General features: G+C 62.1%; 24 protein-coding genes. 7 read left to right on the forward strand and 17 right to left on the reverse strand.

Annotated elements, in window-relative coordinates:
• Complete coding sequence (locus ACEW8Q_RS07190; protein ID WP_373503372.1) at positions 1-270, reverse strand: usg protein; 270 nt, start codon at positions 268-270, stop codon at positions 1-3.
• Between the two features lie 177 nt (positions 271-447).
• Here ACEW8Q_RS07190 and ACEW8Q_RS07195 point away from each other — a divergent pair, with 177 nt between their 5' ends.
• Positions 448-1,374 (forward strand): DUF3445 domain-containing protein, encoded by a 927-nt coding sequence (locus ACEW8Q_RS07195; RefSeq protein ID WP_373503373.1) that lies wholly within the window; start codon positions 448-450, stop codon positions 1,372-1,374.
• On the opposite strand, the gene ACEW8Q_RS07200 is transcribed toward ACEW8Q_RS07195, so the two are convergent.
• From ACEW8Q_RS07200 to purC, 13 genes are all read right to left on the reverse strand, one after another.
• A complete protein-coding gene (locus ACEW8Q_RS07200; protein ID WP_373503374.1) occupies positions 1,375-1,743 on the reverse strand; it encodes a hypothetical protein in 369 nt (122 codons plus the stop codon).
• 3 nt (positions 1,744-1,746) lie between these two features.
• A complete protein-coding gene (locus ACEW8Q_RS07205) occupies positions 1,747-2,976 on the reverse strand; it encodes an MFS transporter (protein WP_373503375.1) in 1,230 nt (409 codons plus the stop codon).
• A 77-nt stretch (positions 2,977-3,053) separates the two neighbouring features.
• Positions 3,054-4,841 carry a DMT family transporter gene (locus tag ACEW8Q_RS07210; RefSeq protein WP_373503376.1) on the reverse strand — a complete coding sequence of 596 codons (1,788 nt, stop codon included), beginning with the start codon at positions 4,839-4,841 and terminating at the stop codon, positions 3,054-3,056.
• A 4-nt stretch (positions 4,842-4,845) separates the two neighbouring features.
• Positions 4,846-5,742, reverse strand: a complete 897-nt coding sequence (locus ACEW8Q_RS07215; RefSeq protein WP_373503377.1) for a DMT family transporter — start codon at positions 5,740-5,742, stop codon at positions 4,846-4,848.
• Between the two features lie 195 nt (positions 5,743-5,937).
• Positions 5,938-6,258, reverse strand: coding sequence for a Grx4 family monothiol glutaredoxin (grxD, locus tag ACEW8Q_RS07220; RefSeq protein ID WP_373503378.1), 321 nt, complete (start codon positions 6,256-6,258; stop codon positions 5,938-5,940).
• A 3-nt stretch (positions 6,259-6,261) separates the two neighbouring features.
• On the reverse strand, positions 6,262-6,498 hold the full coding sequence (locus tag ACEW8Q_RS07225) for a BolA family protein (RefSeq protein WP_373503379.1): 237 nt from the start codon (positions 6,496-6,498) through the stop codon (positions 6,262-6,264).
• 154 nt (positions 6,499-6,652) lie between these two features.
• Positions 6,653-6,976: a hypothetical protein gene (locus ACEW8Q_RS07230; protein ID WP_373503380.1), complete on the reverse strand. Its 324-nt coding sequence runs from the start codon at positions 6,974-6,976 to the stop codon at positions 6,653-6,655.
• An 86-nt stretch (positions 6,977-7,062) separates the two neighbouring features.
• Positions 7,063-9,255, reverse strand: coding sequence for a phosphoribosylformylglycinamidine synthase subunit PurL (gene purL / locus ACEW8Q_RS07235; RefSeq protein ID WP_373503381.1), 2,193 nt, complete (start codon positions 9,253-9,255; stop codon positions 7,063-7,065).
• Positions 9,256-9,335: 80 nt separating this feature from the next.
• Positions 9,336-9,491 (reverse strand): hypothetical protein, encoded by a 156-nt coding sequence (locus ACEW8Q_RS07240; protein WP_373503382.1) that lies wholly within the window; start codon positions 9,489-9,491, stop codon positions 9,336-9,338.
• Positions 9,492-9,645: 154 nt separating this feature from the next.
• Positions 9,646-9,825: a hypothetical protein gene (locus ACEW8Q_RS07245; protein ID WP_373503383.1), complete on the reverse strand. Its 180-nt coding sequence runs from the start codon at positions 9,823-9,825 to the stop codon at positions 9,646-9,648.
• Positions 9,826-9,980: 155 nt separating this feature from the next.
• A complete protein-coding gene (purQ, locus tag ACEW8Q_RS07250; protein ID WP_373503384.1) occupies positions 9,981-10,643 on the reverse strand; it encodes a phosphoribosylformylglycinamidine synthase subunit PurQ in 663 nt (220 codons plus the stop codon).
• 10 nt (positions 10,644-10,653) lie between these two features.
• Positions 10,654-10,893 carry a phosphoribosylformylglycinamidine synthase subunit PurS gene (gene purS / locus ACEW8Q_RS07255; RefSeq protein WP_373503385.1) on the reverse strand — a complete coding sequence of 80 codons (240 nt, stop codon included), beginning with the start codon at positions 10,891-10,893 and terminating at the stop codon, positions 10,654-10,656.
• Between the two features lie 90 nt (positions 10,894-10,983).
• On the reverse strand, positions 10,984-11,763 hold the full coding sequence (gene purC / locus ACEW8Q_RS07260) for a phosphoribosylaminoimidazolesuccinocarboxamide synthase (protein ID WP_373503386.1): 780 nt from the start codon (positions 11,761-11,763) through the stop codon (positions 10,984-10,986).
• 222 nt (positions 11,764-11,985) lie between these two features.
• Here purC and ACEW8Q_RS07265 point away from each other — a divergent pair, with 222 nt between their 5' ends.
• The 6 genes from ACEW8Q_RS07265 (at position 11,986) to ACEW8Q_RS07290 (ending at position 17,251) form a co-directional block, all read left to right on the forward strand.
• Positions 11,986-12,306 carry a DUF1476 domain-containing protein gene (locus tag ACEW8Q_RS07265; protein ID WP_373503387.1) on the forward strand — a complete coding sequence of 107 codons (321 nt, stop codon included), beginning with the start codon at positions 11,986-11,988 and terminating at the stop codon, positions 12,304-12,306.
• Positions 12,307-13,080 carry an HpcH/HpaI aldolase/citrate lyase family protein gene (locus ACEW8Q_RS07270; protein ID WP_373503388.1) on the forward strand — a complete coding sequence of 258 codons (774 nt, stop codon included), beginning with the start codon at positions 12,307-12,309 and terminating at the stop codon, positions 13,078-13,080.
• 75 nt (positions 13,081-13,155) lie between these two features.
• Positions 13,156-14,358 (forward strand): hypothetical protein, encoded by a 1,203-nt coding sequence (locus ACEW8Q_RS07275; RefSeq protein ID WP_373503389.1) that lies wholly within the window; start codon positions 13,156-13,158, stop codon positions 14,356-14,358.
• 57 nt (positions 14,359-14,415) lie between these two features.
• Entirely contained in the window at positions 14,416-14,868 is a 453-nt protein-coding gene (locus tag ACEW8Q_RS07280) for a L,D-transpeptidase (RefSeq protein ID WP_373503390.1), read from the forward strand.
• Positions 14,869-14,994: 126 nt separating this feature from the next.
• Entirely contained in the window at positions 14,995-15,588 is a 594-nt protein-coding gene (locus ACEW8Q_RS07285; protein ID WP_373503391.1) for a dimethylsulfonioproprionate lyase family protein, read from the forward strand.
• Positions 15,589-15,763: 175 nt separating this feature from the next.
• Positions 15,764-17,251, forward strand: a complete 1,488-nt coding sequence (locus tag ACEW8Q_RS07290) for a calcium-binding protein (RefSeq protein ID WP_373503392.1) — start codon at positions 15,764-15,766, stop codon at positions 17,249-17,251.
• A gap of 21 nt (positions 17,252-17,272) precedes the next feature.
• Here ACEW8Q_RS07290 and purB read toward each other — a convergent pair whose 3' ends face one another.
• From purB to ACEW8Q_RS07305, 3 genes are all read right to left on the reverse strand, one after another.
• A complete protein-coding gene (gene purB, locus ACEW8Q_RS07295) occupies positions 17,273-18,580 on the reverse strand; it encodes an adenylosuccinate lyase (RefSeq protein WP_373503393.1) in 1,308 nt (435 codons plus the stop codon).
• 61 nt (positions 18,581-18,641) lie between these two features.
• Complete coding sequence (locus ACEW8Q_RS07300) at positions 18,642-19,385, reverse strand: DUF2259 domain-containing protein (RefSeq protein ID WP_373503394.1); 744 nt, start codon at positions 19,383-19,385, stop codon at positions 18,642-18,644.
• A 3-nt stretch (positions 19,386-19,388) separates the two neighbouring features.
• Positions 19,389-19,625 (reverse strand): Lrp/AsnC family transcriptional regulator, encoded by a 237-nt coding sequence (locus tag ACEW8Q_RS07305; RefSeq protein WP_373503395.1) that lies wholly within the window; start codon positions 19,623-19,625, stop codon positions 19,389-19,391.
• Positions 19,626-19,628 lie beyond the last annotated feature (3 nt).

Below are 19,628 nucleotides of genomic sequence, written 5' to 3' on the forward strand. Positions count from 1 at the left end.
TCAGTTCAGCGTCCACTCGCTGCCGACATGGCGCAGTTCTACGGGACGAACGATCCCGGCGTGCGCCACGCGGACGGAGGCCAGCGGCCCATCGAGATTGTGGGACCAGAAATCGAGGAATTTGATCAGCCTCGGGAATTTCGGGGCCAGATCGTAGTCCTGCCAGACGAAGGTTTGCAGGATGTCGCGGTAATCGGGCATGCGATACATGATTTCCGCCGTCGTCAAACTCCAGCCACGCAACTGACGCTCGAAGTCTCTGTCACCCATGTCGTTCCTCCTCAGATGTTGAGACTCAAGAATGGTGCCAAGGGCGATATGTTCACGTCAAGAGTGTGAATTAAGTTTTAATGTTTGAAAACAAAGCATTAGCAGCATAATCGAAGGAGTGCTGCCAAGTATTGGCGCCATCTGGACTTCCAGCTCCGATGCCTTGATACTGATGGAATGCCGCTCGATCACGCCCTCCCGAAGCATCGCCCCTATCGCAACTCCGGAGCCATTTTCCAGATCGGGCTCAAGCCCATGGACCCTGAACGATGGCTCGACACGGGTCCGGATCATGCGGCCTTCATGGCCATGAAGCGGGAGCGGCTCAAGGGCAGGCCGCCGCTTTTCTACCGCTCGATTCCGGAGTCCTTCGACGCGCAGTCGGAACTGCTGAATGCCGTCACGGCGCAGGTGCTGAAATGCCATGGCGCGCAATTCAAGATGGACGGCGGACATCTCATCGACCTTGTCGATGGCAGCCGGCATGACCTCGCCGACACGAGCCTCGAACCGTTGGAGATCGTCGGCAACGCGCTGGAGGAAGACTTCATCCTGTTCCAGAAGCGCGCTGGTCAGGACATCATCACGGCGGCGTCGAATGCCTATACGAGTTCGGGCCGCATCGTCTCCTGTGTGGGGCGCGACATGCGTTACGCGCACGATCCGGTGCCGGGCCTCAACGAACAGCTCGCGGCTCGAATCGACCGCGTGCTGGCGAATATCCAGAAGGGCGCGCCCGTCGTGCGCTTCAACTGGTTCATCACTGCGATTTCCAGCCGGCTGTTTCCACAGGGCTGGCACGAGGCGAATGTTTCGGCGTCGGAGCAGGTTGCGCGGTCGCTTCACGAGGATCATCGCCTTGCGGGTGAACTCCTCTGGCTCAGGGTCGAGCGCCAGACCTTCCTGAGACTGCCGGAAACGGAAGCGCTGGCTTTCGGCATCCATACCTATTCGGACCAGTTGTCGTCGATTTCGAATGATCGCGAAAGCCTGGAGGCAATGCACCGGCTTCTGGGGGAGTATTCCAAGGATCGTCTGAACTATTCCGCGATGCTGGCCACACGCGCACCGGTCCTGCGGTGGATCGAGGATAAACTGGCCTGACTACTGGCTGAAACTGGCAATCTTCGCATCGGCAAAGGCAAAGCAGCCTGCGATGGTGGGGCTGATCGGCAGGTCGCGATAGGCGCCGACGGCCCCTTGCTCCACGAGTCTCCCGGCCAGGCCAGGCTCGTCACCCGCGACCACCCAGATGAAGCCCAGCGCGCTGGGGCGCACCACGCGAGCCTCGGCGCGGGTGAGGCTAGCGAAAATCCTTGCTTCCGGGGTTCCCGGTTCGAAGACGGCGAGCATCATGCCACTGGCCTCTGGTGGCAGCGCGGAGTGGCGCATGACGATTGCCATGACCCCCAGCCATAGCGCCAGGACGCCGACGAACACACCCAATGCCAGCCGGTGGCCGGGCCAGCGCATCGCTCAGGCCGCCGCCATTTGCGGTGCCCGCTGCTCGCGGATGGGCAGGTGAACGATGAAGGCAAAGAGCCCGAGGCCAACACCCATCCACCAGACGGGATCATAGGTGCCGAACTGGTCATAGAGCTTGCCGCCGAGCCAGACGCCGAGGAACGATCCCACCTGATGGCTGAGGAACACGAAGCCATAGAGGGTCGCCATGTAGCGGGTGCCGAACATCACAGTGACTAGCGCCATGGTAAAAGGCACAGTCGACAGCCACAGCAGGCCCAGCGAGGCTGTGAAGATCAGCGTGGTGACGGGGGTGATGGGCAAAAGGATGAAGGCGGTGACCAGCACCGAGCGCAGGAGATAGATGATGGCAAGCGGCACGCGCTTTTCCATCCGGCCTCCAATGACTCCCGACGCATAGGAGCCGATGACGTTGAACAGGCCGATGGAGCCCATTGCGATGCCGGCAACCTCTTTCGAAATGCCGTGCTCGCCCAGATAAGGCGGCAAATGCACCGTGATGAAGGCGAGTTGAAAGCCGCAGACGAAGAAACCAGAAATGAGCAACCAGTATGAACCGTGGCCGAATGCCATGCCGAGCGCCTGGCGCATGGTGAGGTCAGCCTCGCCTGCATTGGGCTTTGTTTCCGTGCGGTTCTGCACCATCAAGGGCAGGGCGAAGGGGATGATCAACAGGATGCAAAGCGAGAGCACCGTCAGCGCGTGCTGCCAGCCATAGGCCGAGATCAGCGCGGCACCTAGCGGTGCGAAGATGAACTGGCCGAGCGAGCCCGAAGCCGTGGCGATGCCGAAGGCCCAGCTCCGCTTCTCGGGCGGCACGATGCGGCCCAGCGCCGCCATCACGATGCTGAAGGATGACAGGGCGATGCCGATGCCGACGAGAATTCCACCGCCAATCGTGAACATCACGGGCGTATCCGTGAATGCCATCATCACCGTGCCGATGCTGTAGACGACGGCGCCTGTCATCAGAACGCGCGCCGAGCCGTAGCGGTCGGCCAGCATTCCGGCGATGGGCGTGGCCACGCCCCACAGCAGGTTCTGCATGGCGAGCGCAAAGGAGAATATCTCGCGCGGCCACTGGTGGGCTTCCGAGATTGGCGCGGTGAAGAAGCCGAAGCTGGAACGCACACCGAAATTGACGATGGCCACGAGGCAGCCCGCCACAATGAGAACGGCGGGCGTGTAGTACCAGGGGATACGGGCGGCGGTGACAGGCATCAAGCCTGACTAGTCGAGTCAGCATCATCGGCAAAGCGCTGATATCTCATGCCGCGATGCCGCTGGGGCAAGGCTTGTCAGGCCTCGGCAAGCCGTAGCTTGGGCTTCCACAGCATCGGCCCGAACTGGGCGATGGCGACTCCGAGGATGATCAATACGCCACCGGCAAGGAGGGGCCATGTCAGGTGCTCGCCGAGCAGCAGGATACCGCCCAGCGCCGCCACTACCGGCTGGACGTAGAGGAACACGCCCGCAATCGAGCTCTCCATGTGGCCCAGCGCGAAATTCCAGGCAGACGTGGCGAGGAATGTGCCGAACACCACCACGAAGCCGACGGCCACCCAGGCGGTCGTTCCCATCCCCGCAAGCGTAGCCGGAAAGTCGAGCCCGACGAAGAGCGGCATCGGCAGCGCCGAGATCGCCATGGCGAGGCAGGCGACCTGCACTGACCCATATTTCCGCGAGGCGGGCCGGATGACCACCGTGTAGATGCCCCAGCCCATGGTGGAAAGTGTGACAAGGATGAGGCCCATCACCGATACATCGCCCGATGGGCCGATCGTGCTCCCCAGCATGAGGGCCGCCGTGCCAAGCATGGACACGAAGATGCCGGCCGCGAGCCAGGGGGTGAGGCGCTCGCCCGCGAGCAGCACGGCGAAGAGGGCGATGAACACAGGCTCCAGCCCGAAGAGCAGTCCGGTCCAGCTGGCGGGCACGCTCTGCATGCCGTAGGCGGCGAGGATCTGGTAGCCGAAGTTGCCGCAGATCGACGCGATGACGATGCGGCCCCAGTCGCGCCATGCAATCCGGGGCACGCCCATGACCATCACCACGACGACGGCAAGCAGACCCGCCGGATAGAGCCTCAGAACCATTGCCGTCTCGGGTGACAGTTCCAGGATGAGATAGCGCATCGCCACGGGGATCAGGCCCCACATGGTGACTGCGAAGAGGACCGCGGCCAGCCCCAGGAACCGTCTGTCGAGCCGCAGAGACGCACCAAACTGGGCAATGGCGACGCCGCCCATGATCAGCGATCCACCGAGAATCATTCCCGGCGTGATGGGTTCCCCAAGGATCAAGGCACCGCCCAGAACGCCAATGGGGGGCACGAGATAGAGGAAGGCACCAGCCGCCGCCGCCGGAAGCCGCGCCGCGCCGAAGTTCCAGGTTATGGTGGTGATGGAGGTGACGAAGACGACGAGATAGGCCATTTCCATCCACAGCTGGGGCGTCATGGCCGCCACTGTCTGCAGTGTCGACGGCCGGCCCAGAAGGGCCACGAGTACCGCCGAAGCGATCACCGCCGAGTTGGCCGAGACGACCATCGACCCGTATTTCCGGGTCAGCGGCTTGCTGACGATTGCGTAGATGGCCCAGCAGGTGCCAGAGCCGAAGATCATCGCGCAGCCGGTCAGGAATTGCAGGGGATCGCCCATCACGCCGAGGTCGTTCCACACGAGGAACACTATGCCTGCGAAGCCGACGGCGAGCCCGGCGATGGCAGCGGGGGTGAGCCGCTCCTTGGCGACGATCGCGCCGACCAGGGCAATGAGCAGGGGCTGGGTGCCGATGATCAGGCTTCCAGTGCCCGCATTGATCCGCTCGAAACCAAATGCCGAGCCCAGATTGTAGAAGGCGAGCGCGCAGGCGGCGGCGAAGACCATGCGCGGCCAGTCGCGCCGTTCCATGCGCCAGCTTTTCGTTGCGACGGCGACCCCGATAAAGATCAGTCCTACCAGTGCGTAGCGGATCGCCAGATGGTCGGCGGGGCCAAGCTGGACCGAGAGCGAGCGGAAGAAGACCGGGCTCACGCCCCAGACGAGCATGGTGAAGGTCAGGGCGAGAAGGGCGCGCGGATCCATCAGGTCACGGCCGCCCGAACAGCGCGGGGCCGAATTGCACCGCCGCCACGCCCGCAAGCATGATCAGGCCGCCGCTGACGACATAGACCGTCACCGCTTCGCCCAGCACAAGTGCGCCTGCGGTAACGGCCACCACCGGAATGAGATAGAGAAACGTGCCAGAGACTGTTCCCGACAGGTGCTTGGTGCCGTAGTTCCACAACATGGTGCCGCCAAGGCCCGCAGCCAGCACCAGATAGACGATCTCGAACCATTGCCGGAGATCGAGACGTGCCGCAAGGTCGGGCAGGGGCTCGCTTGCGGCTCCGATCATGATGGGCGCCGCGACGATCATGGTGAGAGCCGTCACCGTCAGGCTGTCATGCCGGTCCAGCAACGGCTTGGTGACGATCGTGTAGACGGCCCAGCAGGCGCAGGCGACCAGCAGGAACACGAGGCCCTTGAGGGACACCGTGTTGGGCGCGGTGGAGGTCAAATCCTGCCAGAACAGGACGATCGAGCCAGCAATGGCCATGGCGACGCCAAGGAGTACGAAGAGGGTCAGCCGTTCACCGAGGAGCATTGCGGCCAGCACGGCGATCATCAGGGGTTCGATCATGGTCACCAGCGTGCCGATCCCCGCGGGCACGAGTTCGAAGCCCGCGTTTACGAACCAATTGTAGCCGGCCATGCCCACGATGCCCGAAATCACGAAGCGCAGCCAATCGCTTCGTGGGATGCGCCATGTTCCCAGATAGGCCAGCATGGCGATATTGATGACGACGAGAATCGTATAGCGCAGAGCCAGCGAGTTTTCAGGCGACAGGGACAGCGCCAGCGTCCGCATGAATACCGCCGAGGTGCCCCACAGGAACATGGTGAGCAGCAGGGCGGCGATGGCGCGGGTCTTGAGGCTTTGCATGGAGAATCCGGACTGGCATTCATGCCTGCCCGATTGGTATCACAACGTCAATCACGCCTTGCGCGTGGTCAGACCTGCGGAACTGCTGCGACGCCACTGCCGGTTGCCGTCACCCGCCGCAAACGCCAAGTCCGCCGCGGGTGAGGCGGCGGTCCAGACGCTCGGCCAGTTGCGGCAGAAGACCCGAAGCTGGCCTCAGGCCACGCCCTTCTCGCCCATCAGGGTCTTCAATTCGCCCGACTGGAACATTTCCATCATGATGTCGGAGCCGCCGACGAACTCGCCCTTGACGTAGAGCTGCGGCACGGTCGGCCAGTTGGTGTAGTCCTTGATGCCCTGACGCAGCTCGTTCGAGTCGAGCACGTTGACGCCCTTGAAGGGCACGCCCAGCTGCTGGAGGATCTGCACCGAGCGGCCTGAGAAGCCGCACATGGGCATGTCGGCGGTTCCCTTCATGAAGAGAACGACGTCGTTCGTCTTCACTTCATTGTCGATCCAGGTGTTGATGTCGGTCATGATTTATTCCTCGGGAATGCTGGTTTGAAGTGCGAGGGCGTGCAACTCACCGCCCATCCGGCCCTTGAGCGCCGCGTAGACCATCTGGTGCTGCTGCACGCGCGACTTCCCCCTGAAGGAGGCGGAGACGACGTTGGCCGCATAGTGGTCGCCATCGCCCGCGAGGTCGCGGATTTCAACCACGGCATCTGGCAGCGCCTCCTTGATGAAGCGTTCGATTTCAGTCGCGGACATGGCCATGGCGGATCACTTTGCATGAAGTCGGGTGGCGGATGTCCGGAGAAATAGGCCACCACCCGGATGATTTCCAGTGATTTGACGTGACTGCCACATGACCCAGCGTTCCGGCGTTGGCTTCGTGCTTTCTGGGAAACGGCCGGTCGGCACTGGATCGTCAGTTCGCCTTGCGCGGCGAATAGGCCCAATAGCAGATTTCGGCGTTGTTGGAGCCCCAATAGCAGACCATGGTTTCATTCTGCTTCTTGACGAGCTTGGTGGCCCCAACCGCTGCGGGCTTGAACTTTCCGTTGTCGGCGCGGGCATAGACCGTGGTGCAGACTTCTCCGGTGCCGCTGTAGTAGCACTCGGTCCAGTAGCCCATCTTCTTCTTGAAGGTGACCCCCTTCGTCGGGATCTTCTGGAACTTCGACGTGTCGGCCGCGGCCGGCGCGGCGGCGATCATGGCGGCAGCAAGCACGAGTGTGAGGCGTGTAAGCATCGGTTGTGGTTCCCTGATGGAGTGCTCCCTCAGAGGTCAGCTAATACCTCTTCGAATTTGCGAGCAACCGGAAATTGGGCCTTCCGTCAGAGCTCGCCCGCCATGTAGGCCGGGAACCAGGTTTCATGCGCGGACTTCAGCTGCGCCACGGAAATGGAGGGTCCGCCTTCGACGCGGAACGACGCGTCCGTGGTGACTGTGCCGACGCGTATGACGTCAACGCCTGCCGCATGGCCCTGGGTGATGATCTTGGCGGCTTCGGAGGCTTTGCAGGTGACCACATAGCGGGCCTGATCCTCGCCGAAGAACTGCTCGTGGGTGAGGGAGACGAGGCTTGCGCCGAGACCCGACGCCATCGCCATCTCGATCACGGCCAGCCCAAGGCCACCATCGGAAATGTCATGCACAGCAGAGACTTGAGCGCGATTGATGAGAGCGCGCACGAAGTCGCCGTTGCGCTTTTCCTTGGCGAGGTCGACCGGGGGCGGGGCGCCTTCCTCGCGGCCGAGGACTTCGCGGAGATAGATCGACTGGCCGAGATGCGCGCCGTGGCCGCCGACCAGCAGAATGGCATCGCCATCCGCCTTGAAAGCGAGCGTTGCCATCTTGTCGAGGTCCTTCAGCACGCCGACGCCGCCGATGGCGGGGGTGGGCAGGATGCCCTGGCCGTTGGTCTCATTGTAGAGCGACACGTTGCCGGAGACGATGGGGAAGTCCAGCGTGCGGGAGGCTTCCGAGATGCCTTTGATGGCGAACACGAACTGCCCCATGATCTCGGGCCGCTCGGGGTTTCCGAAATTGAGATTGTCGGTGATGGCGATGGGCTCGGCGCCCACGGCCGTGAGGTTGCGCCAGCATTCGGCCACCGCCTGCTTGCCGCCCTCGAAGGGATCGGCCTCGACATAGCGGGGTGTCACATCCGTCGAGACAGCAATCGCCTTCTTGCCGCGGATGCGGACCACTCCAGCGTCGCCGCCGGGGATTTGCGCGGTGTTGGAGCCGATGAGACTGTCATACTGCTCCCACACCCAGCGCCGCGAACACATGTCGGGCGAGCCGACGATCTTGAGGATGGCGGCGGCCATGTCGTCCGGCGCTGCCACGTCCGTGAGCACGGGAAGCTTCTTCGGTTCCACCCAGGGGCGGTCATATTCCGGCGCCTCGTCGCCCATCTGCTTGATGGGAAGGTCGGCCTTCACCTCGCCCTCGTGCTTGATGACGAAGCGAAGCGTGTCGGTGGTCTTGCCGACGATGGCGAAGTCCAGCCCCCACTTGTGGAAGATGGCTTCCGCCTCCTTCTCCTGCTCGGGCCGCAGAACCATGAGCATGCGCTCCTGGCTCTCGGACAGCATCATCTCGTAGGCTGTCATGCCGTCCTCGCGGCAGGGCACCTTGTCGAGATCGAGCTCGATGCCGAGATCGCCCTTGGCACCCATCTCGACGGCGGAAGACGTGAGGCCCGCGGCACCCATGTCCTGAATGGCGATAACGGCGCCTGACGCCATCAGTTCGAGGCAGGCTTCGAGCAGGCACTTCTCGGTGAAGGGGTCGCCCACCTGAACCGTGGGGCGCTTTTCCTCGGCCTTGTCGTCGAATTCGGCCGACGCCATGGTGGCGCCGTGGATGCCGTCTCGCCCCGTCTTGGCGCCGAGATAAACGACGGGGAGACCGACGCCCTTGGCCTTGGAATAGAAGATCGAATCGGCACGCGCCAAGCCCACTGCCATGGCGTTGACGAGGATGTTGCCGTTGTAACGAGCGTGGAAGTTCACCTCGCCGCCGATCGTCGGCACGCCGAAGCTGTTGCCATAACCGCCGACGCCGTGGACGACGCCCGACACCAGATGCCGGGTCTTGGGGTGTGCTGGTTCGCCGAATCGCAGCGCGTTCAGGGCGGCGATGGGGCGGGCGCCCATTGTGAAGACGTCGCGCAGGATGCCGCCGACGCCCGTGGCCGCGCCCTGATAGGGCTCGATGAAGGAGGGATGGTTGTGGCTTTCCATCTTGAAGACGATGGCATCGCCGTCGCCGATGTCGATGACGCCGGCATTCTCGCCCGGGCCCTGGATGACCTTCGGCCCCTTGGTGGGCATGGTCTTGAGCCACTTCTTGGACGACTTGTAGGAACAATGCTCGTTCCACATGGCCGAGCAGATGCCGAGTTCGGTGATGGTGGGCTCGCGGCCCAGCAGCTTCACGAAGCGCTCGTATTCATCCGGCTTGAGGCCGTGGGATTTGACGAGGTCCGGGGTGATCTTGATATCGGGGGCGAGGCTCATGGGGGGAGGCTTTAGCGCCTCGCTCCCCAAATCTCAAATGCCCTTTGCGGGTCTTGTCGCCGCAAAAGCGGCTGGCAGCCTCAGGCGGCGGCCTTGCCGGACCCGGTGGCGGCGGGCTTGGACATCTGGGCCACGCGGAACTGCAGAACCTGGGTCGCGCGCTGCAGCGCCTCGACGTCCTCGGGCGACGGCGTCTTGCGGGTCTTGCCGATGAGCGTCTTCAAAATGCTGGTCATTCTCAACTCCACGTTCTGCTTGGTTTCCCAGTTCTTCCCAGAAGCACCCTGCATTTGACCGAAATAGTATCGTTAATCCAAGATTAACGGGTGTTTCGGTGAAGTGGTGCTTAGCGGGACCGTTCAAGTTTTATCGAATTCGTTCCCTGCCGCCTCAGAGCGGGCGGCCGAACATGTCGGTCGTCGGGGGCGGCGGCAGGCGGGTACTGGATTGCTGGATCATCACATTCACGCGCCACTGCAGGGCCTCGTTGGCTACGCGATAGGCCTCGGCTTCTTCCGGCGAAGCGGTAGCCTTGTTGTAACCCAGAAGCGACTTGATGAGACGGGCCATGAGATCCTCCTGATGCCTTGTTGTGGTGTCCGTTAATGATTGGACAACCACATTAGACGACGAAGGACGGCGTTAATCCATTCTTAATAGCGGCCTCGGTGAAGAGGCTGTTAAGGCGCGGGAAAGGATTTTACTTAGGTTTGTCTTAACTCTGGTCAGGCCGCCAGCAGGCTCTCGAACAGCGGGCGGCAATCGGTGCGGCCGTGCAGCGGTTCGATCATGTTCTCGGGGTGGGGCATCATGCCGATGACAGTGCCAGAGTCGTTGACGATCCCGGCGATGTCATTGAGCGCGCCATTGGGATTGGTGTTCTCGGCATAGCGGAAGACGACGCGGTTCTCGCCTTCGAGGCGTTTCAGCGTTTCGGCATCGCAGATGTAGTTGCCTTCGCCATGGGCGACGGGGCAGGAGACGATGGCGCCCTTCGTCATCCTGTTGGTGAAGAAGGTCGAGTCATTCTCGACCCTTAGCCTGACTTCCTTGCAAACGAAGCGAAGATCGGCATTACGGACGAGCGCGCCGGGCAGAAGTCCCGCCTCGGTGATGATCTGGAAGCCGTTGCAGACGCCCAGCACTTTAAGTCCCCTCAAGGCCTTGGCGCGGATGTCTTCCATGATGGGTGAACGCGCGGCGATGGCCCCGCAGCGGAGATAGTCGCCATAAGAGAAACCGCCGGGAACAACCACGAGATCGACCTTCGGCAACTCGGTCTCGGTATGCCACACGGCCACGGGCTTCGTGCCGGTGACGCTCTCAAGCGCCAGCATCATGTCACGCTCGCGGTTTATTCCGGGGAAGACGACGACGGCGGATTTCATGACTGCTCCGTCAGGCCAGTTCGATGTCGTAGTTCTCGATCACCGTGTTGGCGATGAGCTTCTCGCACATGGCCTTCACGGCCTCGCGGGCCTTGGCCGTGTCGGTCTCGGCCAGTTCGATTTCGAAATACTTGCCCTGGCGCACGCCGCCGACGCCGTCGAAGCCGAGATGGCCGAGTGCGCCTTCGATGGCTTTCCCTTGCGGGTCCAGAACGCCGTTCTTGAGGGTGACTTTGACTTTGGCTTTCATTCTACCGTCTTTCGATTTCGTCATCGCCGGACTCGTTCCGGCGATCTGCCAGATGGCCGGGACAAGCCCGGCCATGACGCACTTATCCGATCAGTTCAAATCCGTCTTCACCAGCTTGGGCTTCGAGCGTTCGGGCTTTTCGCCCTCGGCGATGATGCCTAAGCGGCGGGCGACTTCCTGATAGGCCTCGACGAGGCCGCCCATGTCGCGGCGGAAGCGGTCCTTGTCCAGCTTGTCCTGGGTCTTGATATCCCACAGGCGGCAGGAATCGGGGCTGATCTCGTCGGCCAGCACGATCCGCATCATGTCATTTTCGTAGAGACGTCCGAACTCAATCTTGAAGTCGACCAGCTTGATGCCGATGCCGAGGAAAAGCCCCGCCATGAAGTCGTTGATGCGGATGGCCATGTGCATCATGTCGTCGATCTCCTGGGGGCTGGCCCAGTTGAACGCGGTGATGTGCTCCTCGGAGACCATCGGGTCGCCGAGCTGGTCGTTCTTGTAATAGAACTCGATGATGGAGCGGGGCAGCTGCTGGCCTTCGTCGAGACCGAGGCGCTTGGCCAGCGAACCGGCGGCGACATTGCGGACCACGACCTCGAGCGGGATGATCTCCACCTCGCGGACGAGCTGCTCGCGCATGTTCAGCGAGCGCATGAAATGGGTGGGAATGCCAAGTTCGTTCAGGCGCGTGAAGATGAACTCGGAAATCCGCTGGTTGAGCACGCCCTTGCCTTCGATCACGGCCTTCTTCTGCGCGTTGAAGGCGGTGGCGTCGTCCTTGAAGTGGACGATGATGGTGCCGGGCTCCGGGCCTTCGTACAGGATCTTGGCCTTGCCTTCGTAGATACGGGTGCGCCTGCTGTTCATCTGAAATATCCTCATCAATACCCTAATCTACCCCCGTCCTTTTAGACCCGGAAGGCCGCTCACGCCAACTCTGCATCGCAATTTCGGGAAAGTTTCCCCAAAACCTTTTGGCCCGGCTCAATAAAGCAACGTGGTGCGCTGCACAATGTCTGTTTGTTCAGTTGATTTGGCCGGGGGAGGTGTCTAATTCAAGGCCACAGATCGGCTCAAGAGGAGACTTGCATGACCACCTTTGACAAGCGGGAAGAAGGCTTTGAAAAGAAGTTCGCGATGGACGAGGAGATGCTCTTCAAGGCCGGTGCCCGCCGCAACAAGCTTCTGGGCCTTTGGGCCGCTGAAAAGCTTGGCCTTTCGGGCGACGAGGCCGAGGCCTACGCCAAGACCGTCGTCGCGGCCGATTTCGAGGAAGCTGGCGATGAGGACGTGTTCCGCAAGGTGAGGGCTGATTTTGACGCAAAGTCGGTCGACCAGTCCGACCACCAGATTCGCCGCACCATGGAAGAACTCATGGCGGCGGCCGTCCAGCAACTGAAGGACCGTTAAGTGTCGGCTGCCCATTTCGACCTGCGGACGCGGCTCGCATCAGGCGAGCCGTTTCTGTTTTCATGGATGTCCATTCCTTCAGCCAGCCTCGCGGCGCAGGTCGCGCGCCTGCCGCTGGATGGCGTCTGCCTGGACATGCAGCACGGCATGATCGGGTTCTCCGACGCGGGGCCCATGCTGGCTGCCATCAATGCCGCGGGCAAACCCGCCATGGTGCGGGCGCTGTGGAACGACGCTGCGACGGCGGGCCAGGCACTCGACGCGGGCGCCTGTTGCGTGATCTCGCCCATGGTGAACACAAGAGCGCAGGCAGAGGCGCTGGTCCGCTCGGCCAAGTATCCGCCCATGGGTTCGCGCAGCTGGGGCGGCTACACGGCGCTCCAGGCTTCTGGCCTGCCGCCTGCCGATTATCTGAAGCAATCCAACCAGATGACCATGGTTTTTGCCATGGTGGAAACGGTCGAGGCGCTTTCGAATCTCGATGAGATCGCGGCGACGCCGGGTCTCGATGGGCTGTTCGTGGGTCCGTCCGACCTGTCGATCACGCTCTCCAAGGGGGCAGGGATCGACAAGCTGGGCAAGGATACGCTCGCGGCCATGGCGAAGGTCTCGGAGGCTTGCAAGACGAACGGTCTGGTCGCGGGTGCCTTCGGTGGCAGTTCGGATGTGATCAAGGCCTACATCAAGCTCGGCTACACTTTCATCGCCGCGGCGGTCGACGTCGACCTGCTGCAGTCGGGAGCGGCCGCTCTCCGCAAGTCCCTCGAGGTTTGACGGCGCGGAATATTCGCGCCACATTGGATCATCATGGATCAGCGTGCTCCCCTCATTCCGGGCCATGAGGCGATCTTGGATCGTCTCATCGGCCTTGCGCTTTGCGCCGGCCCGGTACAGTCGCAGACCGACAAGTACTTCACCAACACCAGCCGCATCGTGGGGCTCAACGGCGACTCGCGGGTGACCTTCGCGGTCTTCATGCGCCGCCGCGTTGTCGCGGCGCTGGAGCCTGCCATACGGCTGATCCGGCATTTCGTGCCTGATGTCGAGATCAAGCGCTACTACGCGGAGGGCGACATCGTGCCTTCCGAGTCGAAAATGCTCGAGATCACGGGATCGATGGCGAAGCTCTCGGAAGTCGAGACGCTGATGCTGCAGAAGATCGGCTTTCCCTGTGTCTCCGCCAACAATGCCTATGAAATGTGCCGGGCCATCCCGTCCGCCGCCTTCATGGACATGCATGCCCGCCATGGGTCTGGGGCCGAGATGAACATCCTCGCGGCCTACGGTGCGGCGGTGGGCAGTGCCGCGGCGCGACGGGCGGACCCCAACGTCAAGGGCTTCGTCGGTTCCTCGCAGGATCTCACCGCGCCCTTCTTTGGGGCTTCGGGCGGCATGGGAACCATGCCACACGCGCTGGTGGGCTACACTGACGGCGATGTGCTCAAAGCCATGCAGTTGTTCGCCGAGACTTTGCCGGAGGTGAAGAACCTCACGGCGCTCGTCGACTACACCGGCCAGGAAGTGACCGACGCGATCCGTTGCGCCCGCTGGTTCTATGACGAGGCCAAGCTGGACGGGCAGAGCAAGTCCTTCGGCGTCAGGCTCGACACGCACGGCGGGCGTTTTGCCGAGGGGCTCGACTACGAGAAATCGGTGGACACGGTTGGCCAATGGCTGGGTGTTCATGGTGAATACAATATCGTCGAACAGGTTCTGGGCGGCCGCGCCTTCCAACTCGACCCCAACAACATCCTGGTCGACAAGGTGCGCCGCATCCTGTTCGGCAAGGGCGTGTCGGCGGCGGCCATCATCCATGTGCGCCGCGCGCTCGATGCGGCGGGGTATGGGTCGGCCACCATCGTCGGCTCATCCGGCTTCGACCCACAGAAATGCCAGATAATGGGGGCCGCGCGGGCGCCGCTCGACATGGTCGGCACAGGAAGTTTTTTACCAGCAACTTTAACTGAGACTTATGCAACTGCTGATATCATTTCCTACGATGGCACGCGCCGGGTGAAGGTCGGGCGCGAATTTCTCTTTGAGGGAGACTAGCCAGAGGATTGCTTGACAGTTTGAGAGGGGGCTCTCGATGGGGACGGAGAAGAAGCGATGAAAAAGTTTTTGGCCTTGCTGGCCGGCTTGGCGTTCATGGTCTGCAGCATGGCAGGCATGGCGGAAGCCAGCTCCAAGAAGAAGGCAACGCCGGCGGTTCATATCCGGATCGACATTTCGAGCCAGTCGATGGCGGTCGATGTCAACGGCTGGTCCTACGGACGCTGGAAGGTCTCGACGGCGCGCGACGGCTACTACACGCCGCGCGGAACCTGGCGGCCCTTCCTGCTGAAGAAAATGCATTACTCGCGCAAGTACGACAACTCGCCGATGCCGCATTCGATCTTCTTCCTCGGCGGCTACGCGATCCATGCCACCAACTACACCAAGCAGTTGGGGCGTCCCGCCTCGCACGGCTGCATCCGGCTTCATCCGTCCAATGCGGCGAAGCTCTACAGCCTCGTGCAGAAGCACGGCATGGGTGCCACGCGGGTTACCATCACCAACTGAGGTCGCCCTGCATCGTGAACAGAGGGACGGCGGGCAATCGCTGTCCCTTTCCTGTTTCGGGTTGCGCCGGAGAGGGCATGGTCGAACGCTTGACGGCGCCCGATGCGGCATCATACGCATGATAGCATGAACGCCACTCGCGACTCCAACCTGCAAGTCCTCCTCGACCACGCCCAGGCGGCCATTTCCGAGCGCGCCGACGCGCGTATCGGCAAGGCCGCCGCCCTCATTTTCGGGCGTTTGTCGGAACGTGTTGGACAAGCTCTTGCGCTGCCTGCCGAACGGTTGCCGGTGTGCAGTCACCTCGAAGCCATCTATTCCGCAATGGAACTCGACGGTGGGCATCTTCCGGCGATCGCCAGCGCCTTCTCGGCGCTTGAACCGCGCCTGCTATGGACGCGCCGCAAGGGCTCGCTGCCGGACGGGTCGAATTTTTATGATGGCCATGCCAATGCCATGCTGATCGGTCCCGGCGGGATCGAGCAGCGCGACGATGTCTGGGTCGGTGTCACGGTGATGGCGCCCGACGTGCGATACATCGATCACAGCCACCCGCCGGAAGAGATCTATCTCGCGTTCACGCAGGGAGAATGGTGGAACGCTGCGATGGACTGGACAGAGCCCGAACCCGGCGGCCTCATCTACAATCCGCCGGGAATTCTCCACGCCATGCGGTCGGGTGAAAAGCCGATGCTGGCGCTGTGGCTTCTGCCTACCTGAGGCTATAGGCACTGGTTCGACCGATGCTTATCACCGCGTCTGGTTTGGAGTAAGCTGGCCCCAGTGCGTTTGCATGCACGCGCGGGTATTTCTGCACCTGTTACCTCAGAAACACTGATCCGGCTGGATTCCTGCTTTGGTATCCTGCTCCGGATCAAATGAAAGGAAAACAGCCATGGCAGTCACTGCTACATTCTCAGCAGGCATCCTCACTATACTCGGGGATTCGCTGGAAGATCTCATCATCCTGAGCCGCGACCCGGCAGGAACCATTCTCGCCAACAACGGTGCCATCACCATTTTGGGTGGTACGCCGACCGTGGCGAACACAAGCCTGATCAGGGTTTTCGGAGTAGGGGGCAACGATACGCTGTCGCTCAGTGAAACGAACGGCGCGTTGCCCGGAATCGAGTTTTATGGAGGCGGCGGCAACGACATCCTGACCAGCGGGTCCGGCAACGACATGCTATATGGCCAGGCGGGAGACGATGCACTGCTTGGAAAGAGTGGACAGGATCTGCTGGCCGGCGGATCGGGCAACGATGTCCTGACCGGCGGCGATGGTGATGACCAGATGTTCGGCCAGGGCGGTGATGACCGCATGATCTGGAATCCGGGCGATGACAGCGACCTTATGGAAGGCGGTGCCGGATTTGATACGGCCGAGGTCAATGGCGGCAACGGAGACGAAGTCTTCGCCGTTACAGCCAACGGCGCCCGCGTGCGCTTTGACCGGGTTACGCCCGCTCCCTTCAGCCTCGATATCGGAACGACCGAGACGCTGGTGCTGAATGCCCATGGCGGAAACGATCAAATCTCGGCAGTCGGCAATCTTGCAGCCCTCATCACACTCACACTTGATGGTGGCGCCGGCAACGACACCATTCTGGGTGGAAATGGTGTTGATATCCTGATTGGCGGAGACGGTAAGGACTTCGTCGACGGCAATCAGGGCAACGATGTTGCCTTCCTCGGGGCCGGAAACGACGTCTTCCAGTGGGATCCCGGCGACGGCTCGGACACGATCGAAGGCCAGGATGGAATTGACAGGCTTGTCTTCAATGGCTCAGGTGCAAACGAGAACATCAGTATCTCGGCCAATGGAACGCGAGCACTTTTCACACGCGATGTGAGTGCCATCGTCATGGACCTGAACGACGTGGAGCGGATCATCTTCAACGCGTTCGGCGGCACCGATAGCATCAGCGTGCATGATCTGAGTGGCACCGACGTCGATGGTGTCGCTGTGAGCCTGGCCGGCTTCCTCGGCAGCACCTTCGGCGACGGACAGGTCGACACTATCTTCATTGACGGGACGGCAGGCGACGATGTCATCACCTTCTCGGTCGTGGATGGCGTGCTCAAGGTGTTGGGCCTGCCCGCAACAGTCACCGTCACCAATTTCGAGGCTATTGACCAAATCGTTATCAATGGGCTCGGTGGCCAGGATGTTGTCGACGGCTCCGGACTCACAGGCATGCTTCTCACGGTCAACGGTGGTGACGGTGATGACGTGCTGATCGGGAGCGCCGCTGCCGATAGCCTGAACGGCGGGGAAGGTGATGACGTGTTGATCGGCGGAGGCGGTGTCGACGCGCTCGACGGCGGCACCGGTGACAACATCTTGATTCCGAGCCCAGTGCTCCTCGATCCGGTGTTTTGACGACGCCGCTGATGGAGGTGTTCAGCTGGCCCCGAACACTCGCCGGAAGATCGTGTCGACGTGCTTGGTGTGATAGCCGAGGTCGAAGAGGTTTTCGATTTCCGCGCTTGTGAGCAGGGCGGAGACGTCCTTGTCCTTCTTGAGAAGGTCGAGGAAGTTTCCTTCTCCGCGCCACACCGGCATGGCGTTGCGCTGGACGGCGGCATAGGAGTCCTCGCGGCTCATGCCTTTCTGGGTCAAGGCCAGCAGCACGCGCTGCGAATGGATGAGGCCGCCGAGCCGGTCGAGGTTGCGGTTCATGTTCTCGGGGTAGACCAGCAGCTTGTCGATGACGCCGGTCAGGCGCTTCAGCGCGAAATCGAGGTGGATCGTCGCGTCAGGGCCGATGCCGCGCTCGACGGAGGAATGCGAGATGTCGCGCTCGTGCCAGAGGGCCACGTTCTCAAGGGCCGGCACCACGGCGGAACGGACGAGGCGGGCGAGGCCCGTGAGGTTCTCGGTCAGCACCGGATTGCGCTTGTGGGGCATGGCGGAAGAGCCCTTCTGGCCGGGCGAGAAATACTCCTCGACCTCCAGGACTTCGGTGCGTTGCAGGTGGCGGATTTCCGTCGCCAGCCGCTCGATTGAACTGGCGACGACGGCAAGTGCTGCGAAATACATGGCGTGGCGGTCGCGCGGGATGACCTGCGTGGAGACGGGTTCCGGCTGAAGCCCCATCTTCTCAGCCACATATTCCTCAACGCGCGGGTCGATGTTGGCGAAGGTGCCGACGGCGCCGGAAATGGCGCAGGTGGCGACTTCCTTCCTTGCCATCAGCAGGCGCTCGCGGCTACGCTGGAACTCGGCATGGGCCTGTGCCAGCTTGATGCCGAACGTGGTCGGTTCAGCGTGGATGCCGTGGCTGCGGCCGATGCACACCGTGTTCCGGTGCTCCAGGGCGCGGCGCTTCAGGGCGCCGAGCAAGCCATCGACATCGGCGATGAGAAGATCGGCGGCGCGGACGAGCTGCACGTTGAAGCAGGTATCCAGAACGTCGGAAGACGTCATGCCCTGGTGCACGAAACGCGCCTCGGGGCCGACGATTTCGGAGAGGTGCGTGAGGAAGGCGATCACGTCATGCTTGGTGACGGCTTCGATCTCGTCGATGCGGGCAACATCGAAGGTGGCGTCCTTTGCCATTTCCCAGATTTTGGCCGCAGCTTCCTTTGGCACAACGCCCAAATCCGCAAGGCAATCCGTGGCATGGGCCTCGATCTCGAACCAGATTCTGAACCGGGTCTGCGGGTCCCAGATCTGGGCCATCTCTTTGCGGGTGTAGCGGGGGATCATCGGCGCGCCTCTCTTGTTGGCGCGGGATTAACAAATCCAGGGTCGTTGTGCGAGTGCTAAGTCAGTCGCTCAGGGTAAAGGGCACTGCAATGAAGCGGTGGTCCGCCCCCTCGAAGCCGCGGGCATAGACGCCGACGATGGCGACCAGCCTCTCGCTGTCCGGATAGCCTGAAGGCGCCACCACGGCGGCGATGTCGTAACCCAACGGGCAACCGCGTGACGCGGGGATCGCCTTGTCCTCGTGGATCGGGTGCGCGGTGCCGAGTTTCACGTCCTTCAAGGTCAGCGTGAAGCCGAGATAGGGGCCGTCCTCAGGGTAGCAGCCGGCGGGGTCGGGAAGCTTCAGCGTTCCCACAACGAGTTCATGCCGGGCGACGACGCTCTCGATAGGGGCCGGCCGCGCGCCCATGGAAGAATACCAGCGGTCGAATGTGATGCGCGACGGATCGGCAGCTGCTTCGGTTGCGGGGTTGGCGGCCAGAATCACGGTCAGTTCGGTGATGGACATTTCCGTGAGCAGTGCCTGGGCCTGCGACCTTGCCTTGTCTCGGGCGGCGGAGAGCTTCGCCTGCTCGTCCTCCAGCACGACGCGAACGGGACCGCCCTTCACCCACTCGTTCTCCTGCAGGTCGATGACGAAGACCTGCCAGTAGGGGAAACCTGACCCGTCCTGAATGCCATATTGCTCGAAGGCGAAGTAGCGGCTGTCCGGCGAGTAGCCGATGGCGTTGAACTCGGCTCCATCGGCGGCGAGCGTTGTGCCGCAACCGGCCAGCAGGGCGGCGCCGAAGACGAGGCAACGCATGGCTCAGAAAGCCTTGAAGGTGATGAGCGTGTAGGTGTCGCGGATGCCGGGGATCGTCTGGATCTTCTGGGCCACGAAATGACCGACGTCTTCCTTTTCGTCGAGATAGAATTTCACCAGCAGGTCGTAGCCGCCAGCGGTCGAATAGATTTCGGAGGCGATCTCGGCATCGGCGATGGCGGTTGCCACCTCATAGGCCCGGCCGAGCTCGCATTTGATCTGGACGAAGAAGGCGCGCATGGA

The organism is Aestuariivirga sp. (assembly GCF_041738905.1).
In the GTDB taxonomy this organism is placed as follows: Bacteria; Pseudomonadota; Alphaproteobacteria; order Rhizobiales; family Aestuariivirgaceae; genus Aestuariivirga.

Bases quoted from the DNA above. Each gene is read 5' to 3' on its own strand.
- ACEW8Q_RS07190 (WP_373503372.1), bottom strand. From the start codon at position 270: ATGGGTGACAGAGACTTCGAGCGTCAGTTGCGTGGCTGGAGTTTGACG.
- ACEW8Q_RS07195 (WP_373503373.1), top strand. From the start codon at position 448: ATGCCGCTCGATCACGCCCTCCCGAAGCATCGCCCCTATCGCAACTCC.
- ACEW8Q_RS07200 (WP_373503374.1), bottom strand. From the start codon at position 1,743: ATGCGCTGGCCCGGCCACCGGCTGGCATTGGGTGTGTTCGTCGGCGTC.
- ACEW8Q_RS07205 (WP_373503375.1), bottom strand. From the start codon at position 2,976: ATGCCTGTCACCGCCGCCCGTATCCCCTGGTACTACACGCCCGCCGTT.
- ACEW8Q_RS07210 (WP_373503376.1), bottom strand. From the start codon at position 4,841: ATGGATCCGCGCGCCCTTCTCGCCCTGACCTTCACCATGCTCGTCTGG.
- ACEW8Q_RS07215 (WP_373503377.1), bottom strand. From the start codon at position 5,742: ATGCAAAGCCTCAAGACCCGCGCCATCGCCGCCCTGCTGCTCACCATG.
- grxD (WP_373503378.1), bottom strand. From the start codon at position 6,258: ATGACCGACATCAACACCTGGATCGACAATGAAGTGAAGACGAACGAC.
- ACEW8Q_RS07225 (WP_373503379.1), bottom strand. From the start codon at position 6,498: ATGGCCATGTCCGCGACTGAAATCGAACGCTTCATCAAGGAGGCGCTG.
- ACEW8Q_RS07230 (WP_373503380.1), bottom strand. From the start codon at position 6,976: ATGCTTACACGCCTCACACTCGTGCTTGCTGCCGCCATGATCGCCGCC.
- purL (WP_373503381.1), bottom strand. From the start codon at position 9,255: ATGAGCCTCGCCCCCGATATCAAGATCACCCCGGACCTCGTCAAATCC.
- ACEW8Q_RS07240 (WP_373503382.1), bottom strand. From the start codon at position 9,491: ATGACCAGCATTTTGAAGACGCTCATCGGCAAGACCCGCAAGACGCCG.
- ACEW8Q_RS07245 (WP_373503383.1), bottom strand. From the start codon at position 9,825: ATGGCCCGTCTCATCAAGTCGCTTCTGGGTTACAACAAGGCTACCGCT.
- purQ (WP_373503384.1), bottom strand. From the start codon at position 10,643: ATGAAATCCGCCGTCGTCGTCTTCCCCGGAATAAACCGCGAGCGTGAC.
- purS (WP_373503385.1), bottom strand. From the start codon at position 10,893: ATGAAAGCCAAAGTCAAAGTCACCCTCAAGAACGGCGTTCTGGACCCG.
- purC (WP_373503386.1), bottom strand. From the start codon at position 11,763: ATGAACAGCAGGCGCACCCGTATCTACGAAGGCAAGGCCAAGATCCTG.
- ACEW8Q_RS07265 (WP_373503387.1), top strand. From the start codon at position 11,986: ATGACCACCTTTGACAAGCGGGAAGAAGGCTTTGAAAAGAAGTTCGCG.
- ACEW8Q_RS07280 (WP_373503390.1), top strand. From the start codon at position 14,416: ATGAAAAAGTTTTTGGCCTTGCTGGCCGGCTTGGCGTTCATGGTCTGC.
- ACEW8Q_RS07285 (WP_373503391.1), top strand. From the start codon at position 14,995: ATGAACGCCACTCGCGACTCCAACCTGCAAGTCCTCCTCGACCACGCC.
- ACEW8Q_RS07290 (WP_373503392.1), top strand. From the start codon at position 15,764: ATGGCAGTCACTGCTACATTCTCAGCAGGCATCCTCACTATACTCGGG.
- purB (WP_373503393.1), bottom strand. From the start codon at position 18,580: ATGATCCCCCGCTACACCCGCAAAGAGATGGCCCAGATCTGGGACCCG.
- ACEW8Q_RS07300 (WP_373503394.1), bottom strand. From the start codon at position 19,385: ATGCGTTGCCTCGTCTTCGGCGCCGCCCTGCTGGCCGGTTGCGGCACA.
- ACEW8Q_RS07305 (WP_373503395.1), bottom strand. From the start codon at position 19,625: ATGCGCGCCTTCTTCGTCCAGATCAAATGCGAGCTCGGCCGGGCCTAT.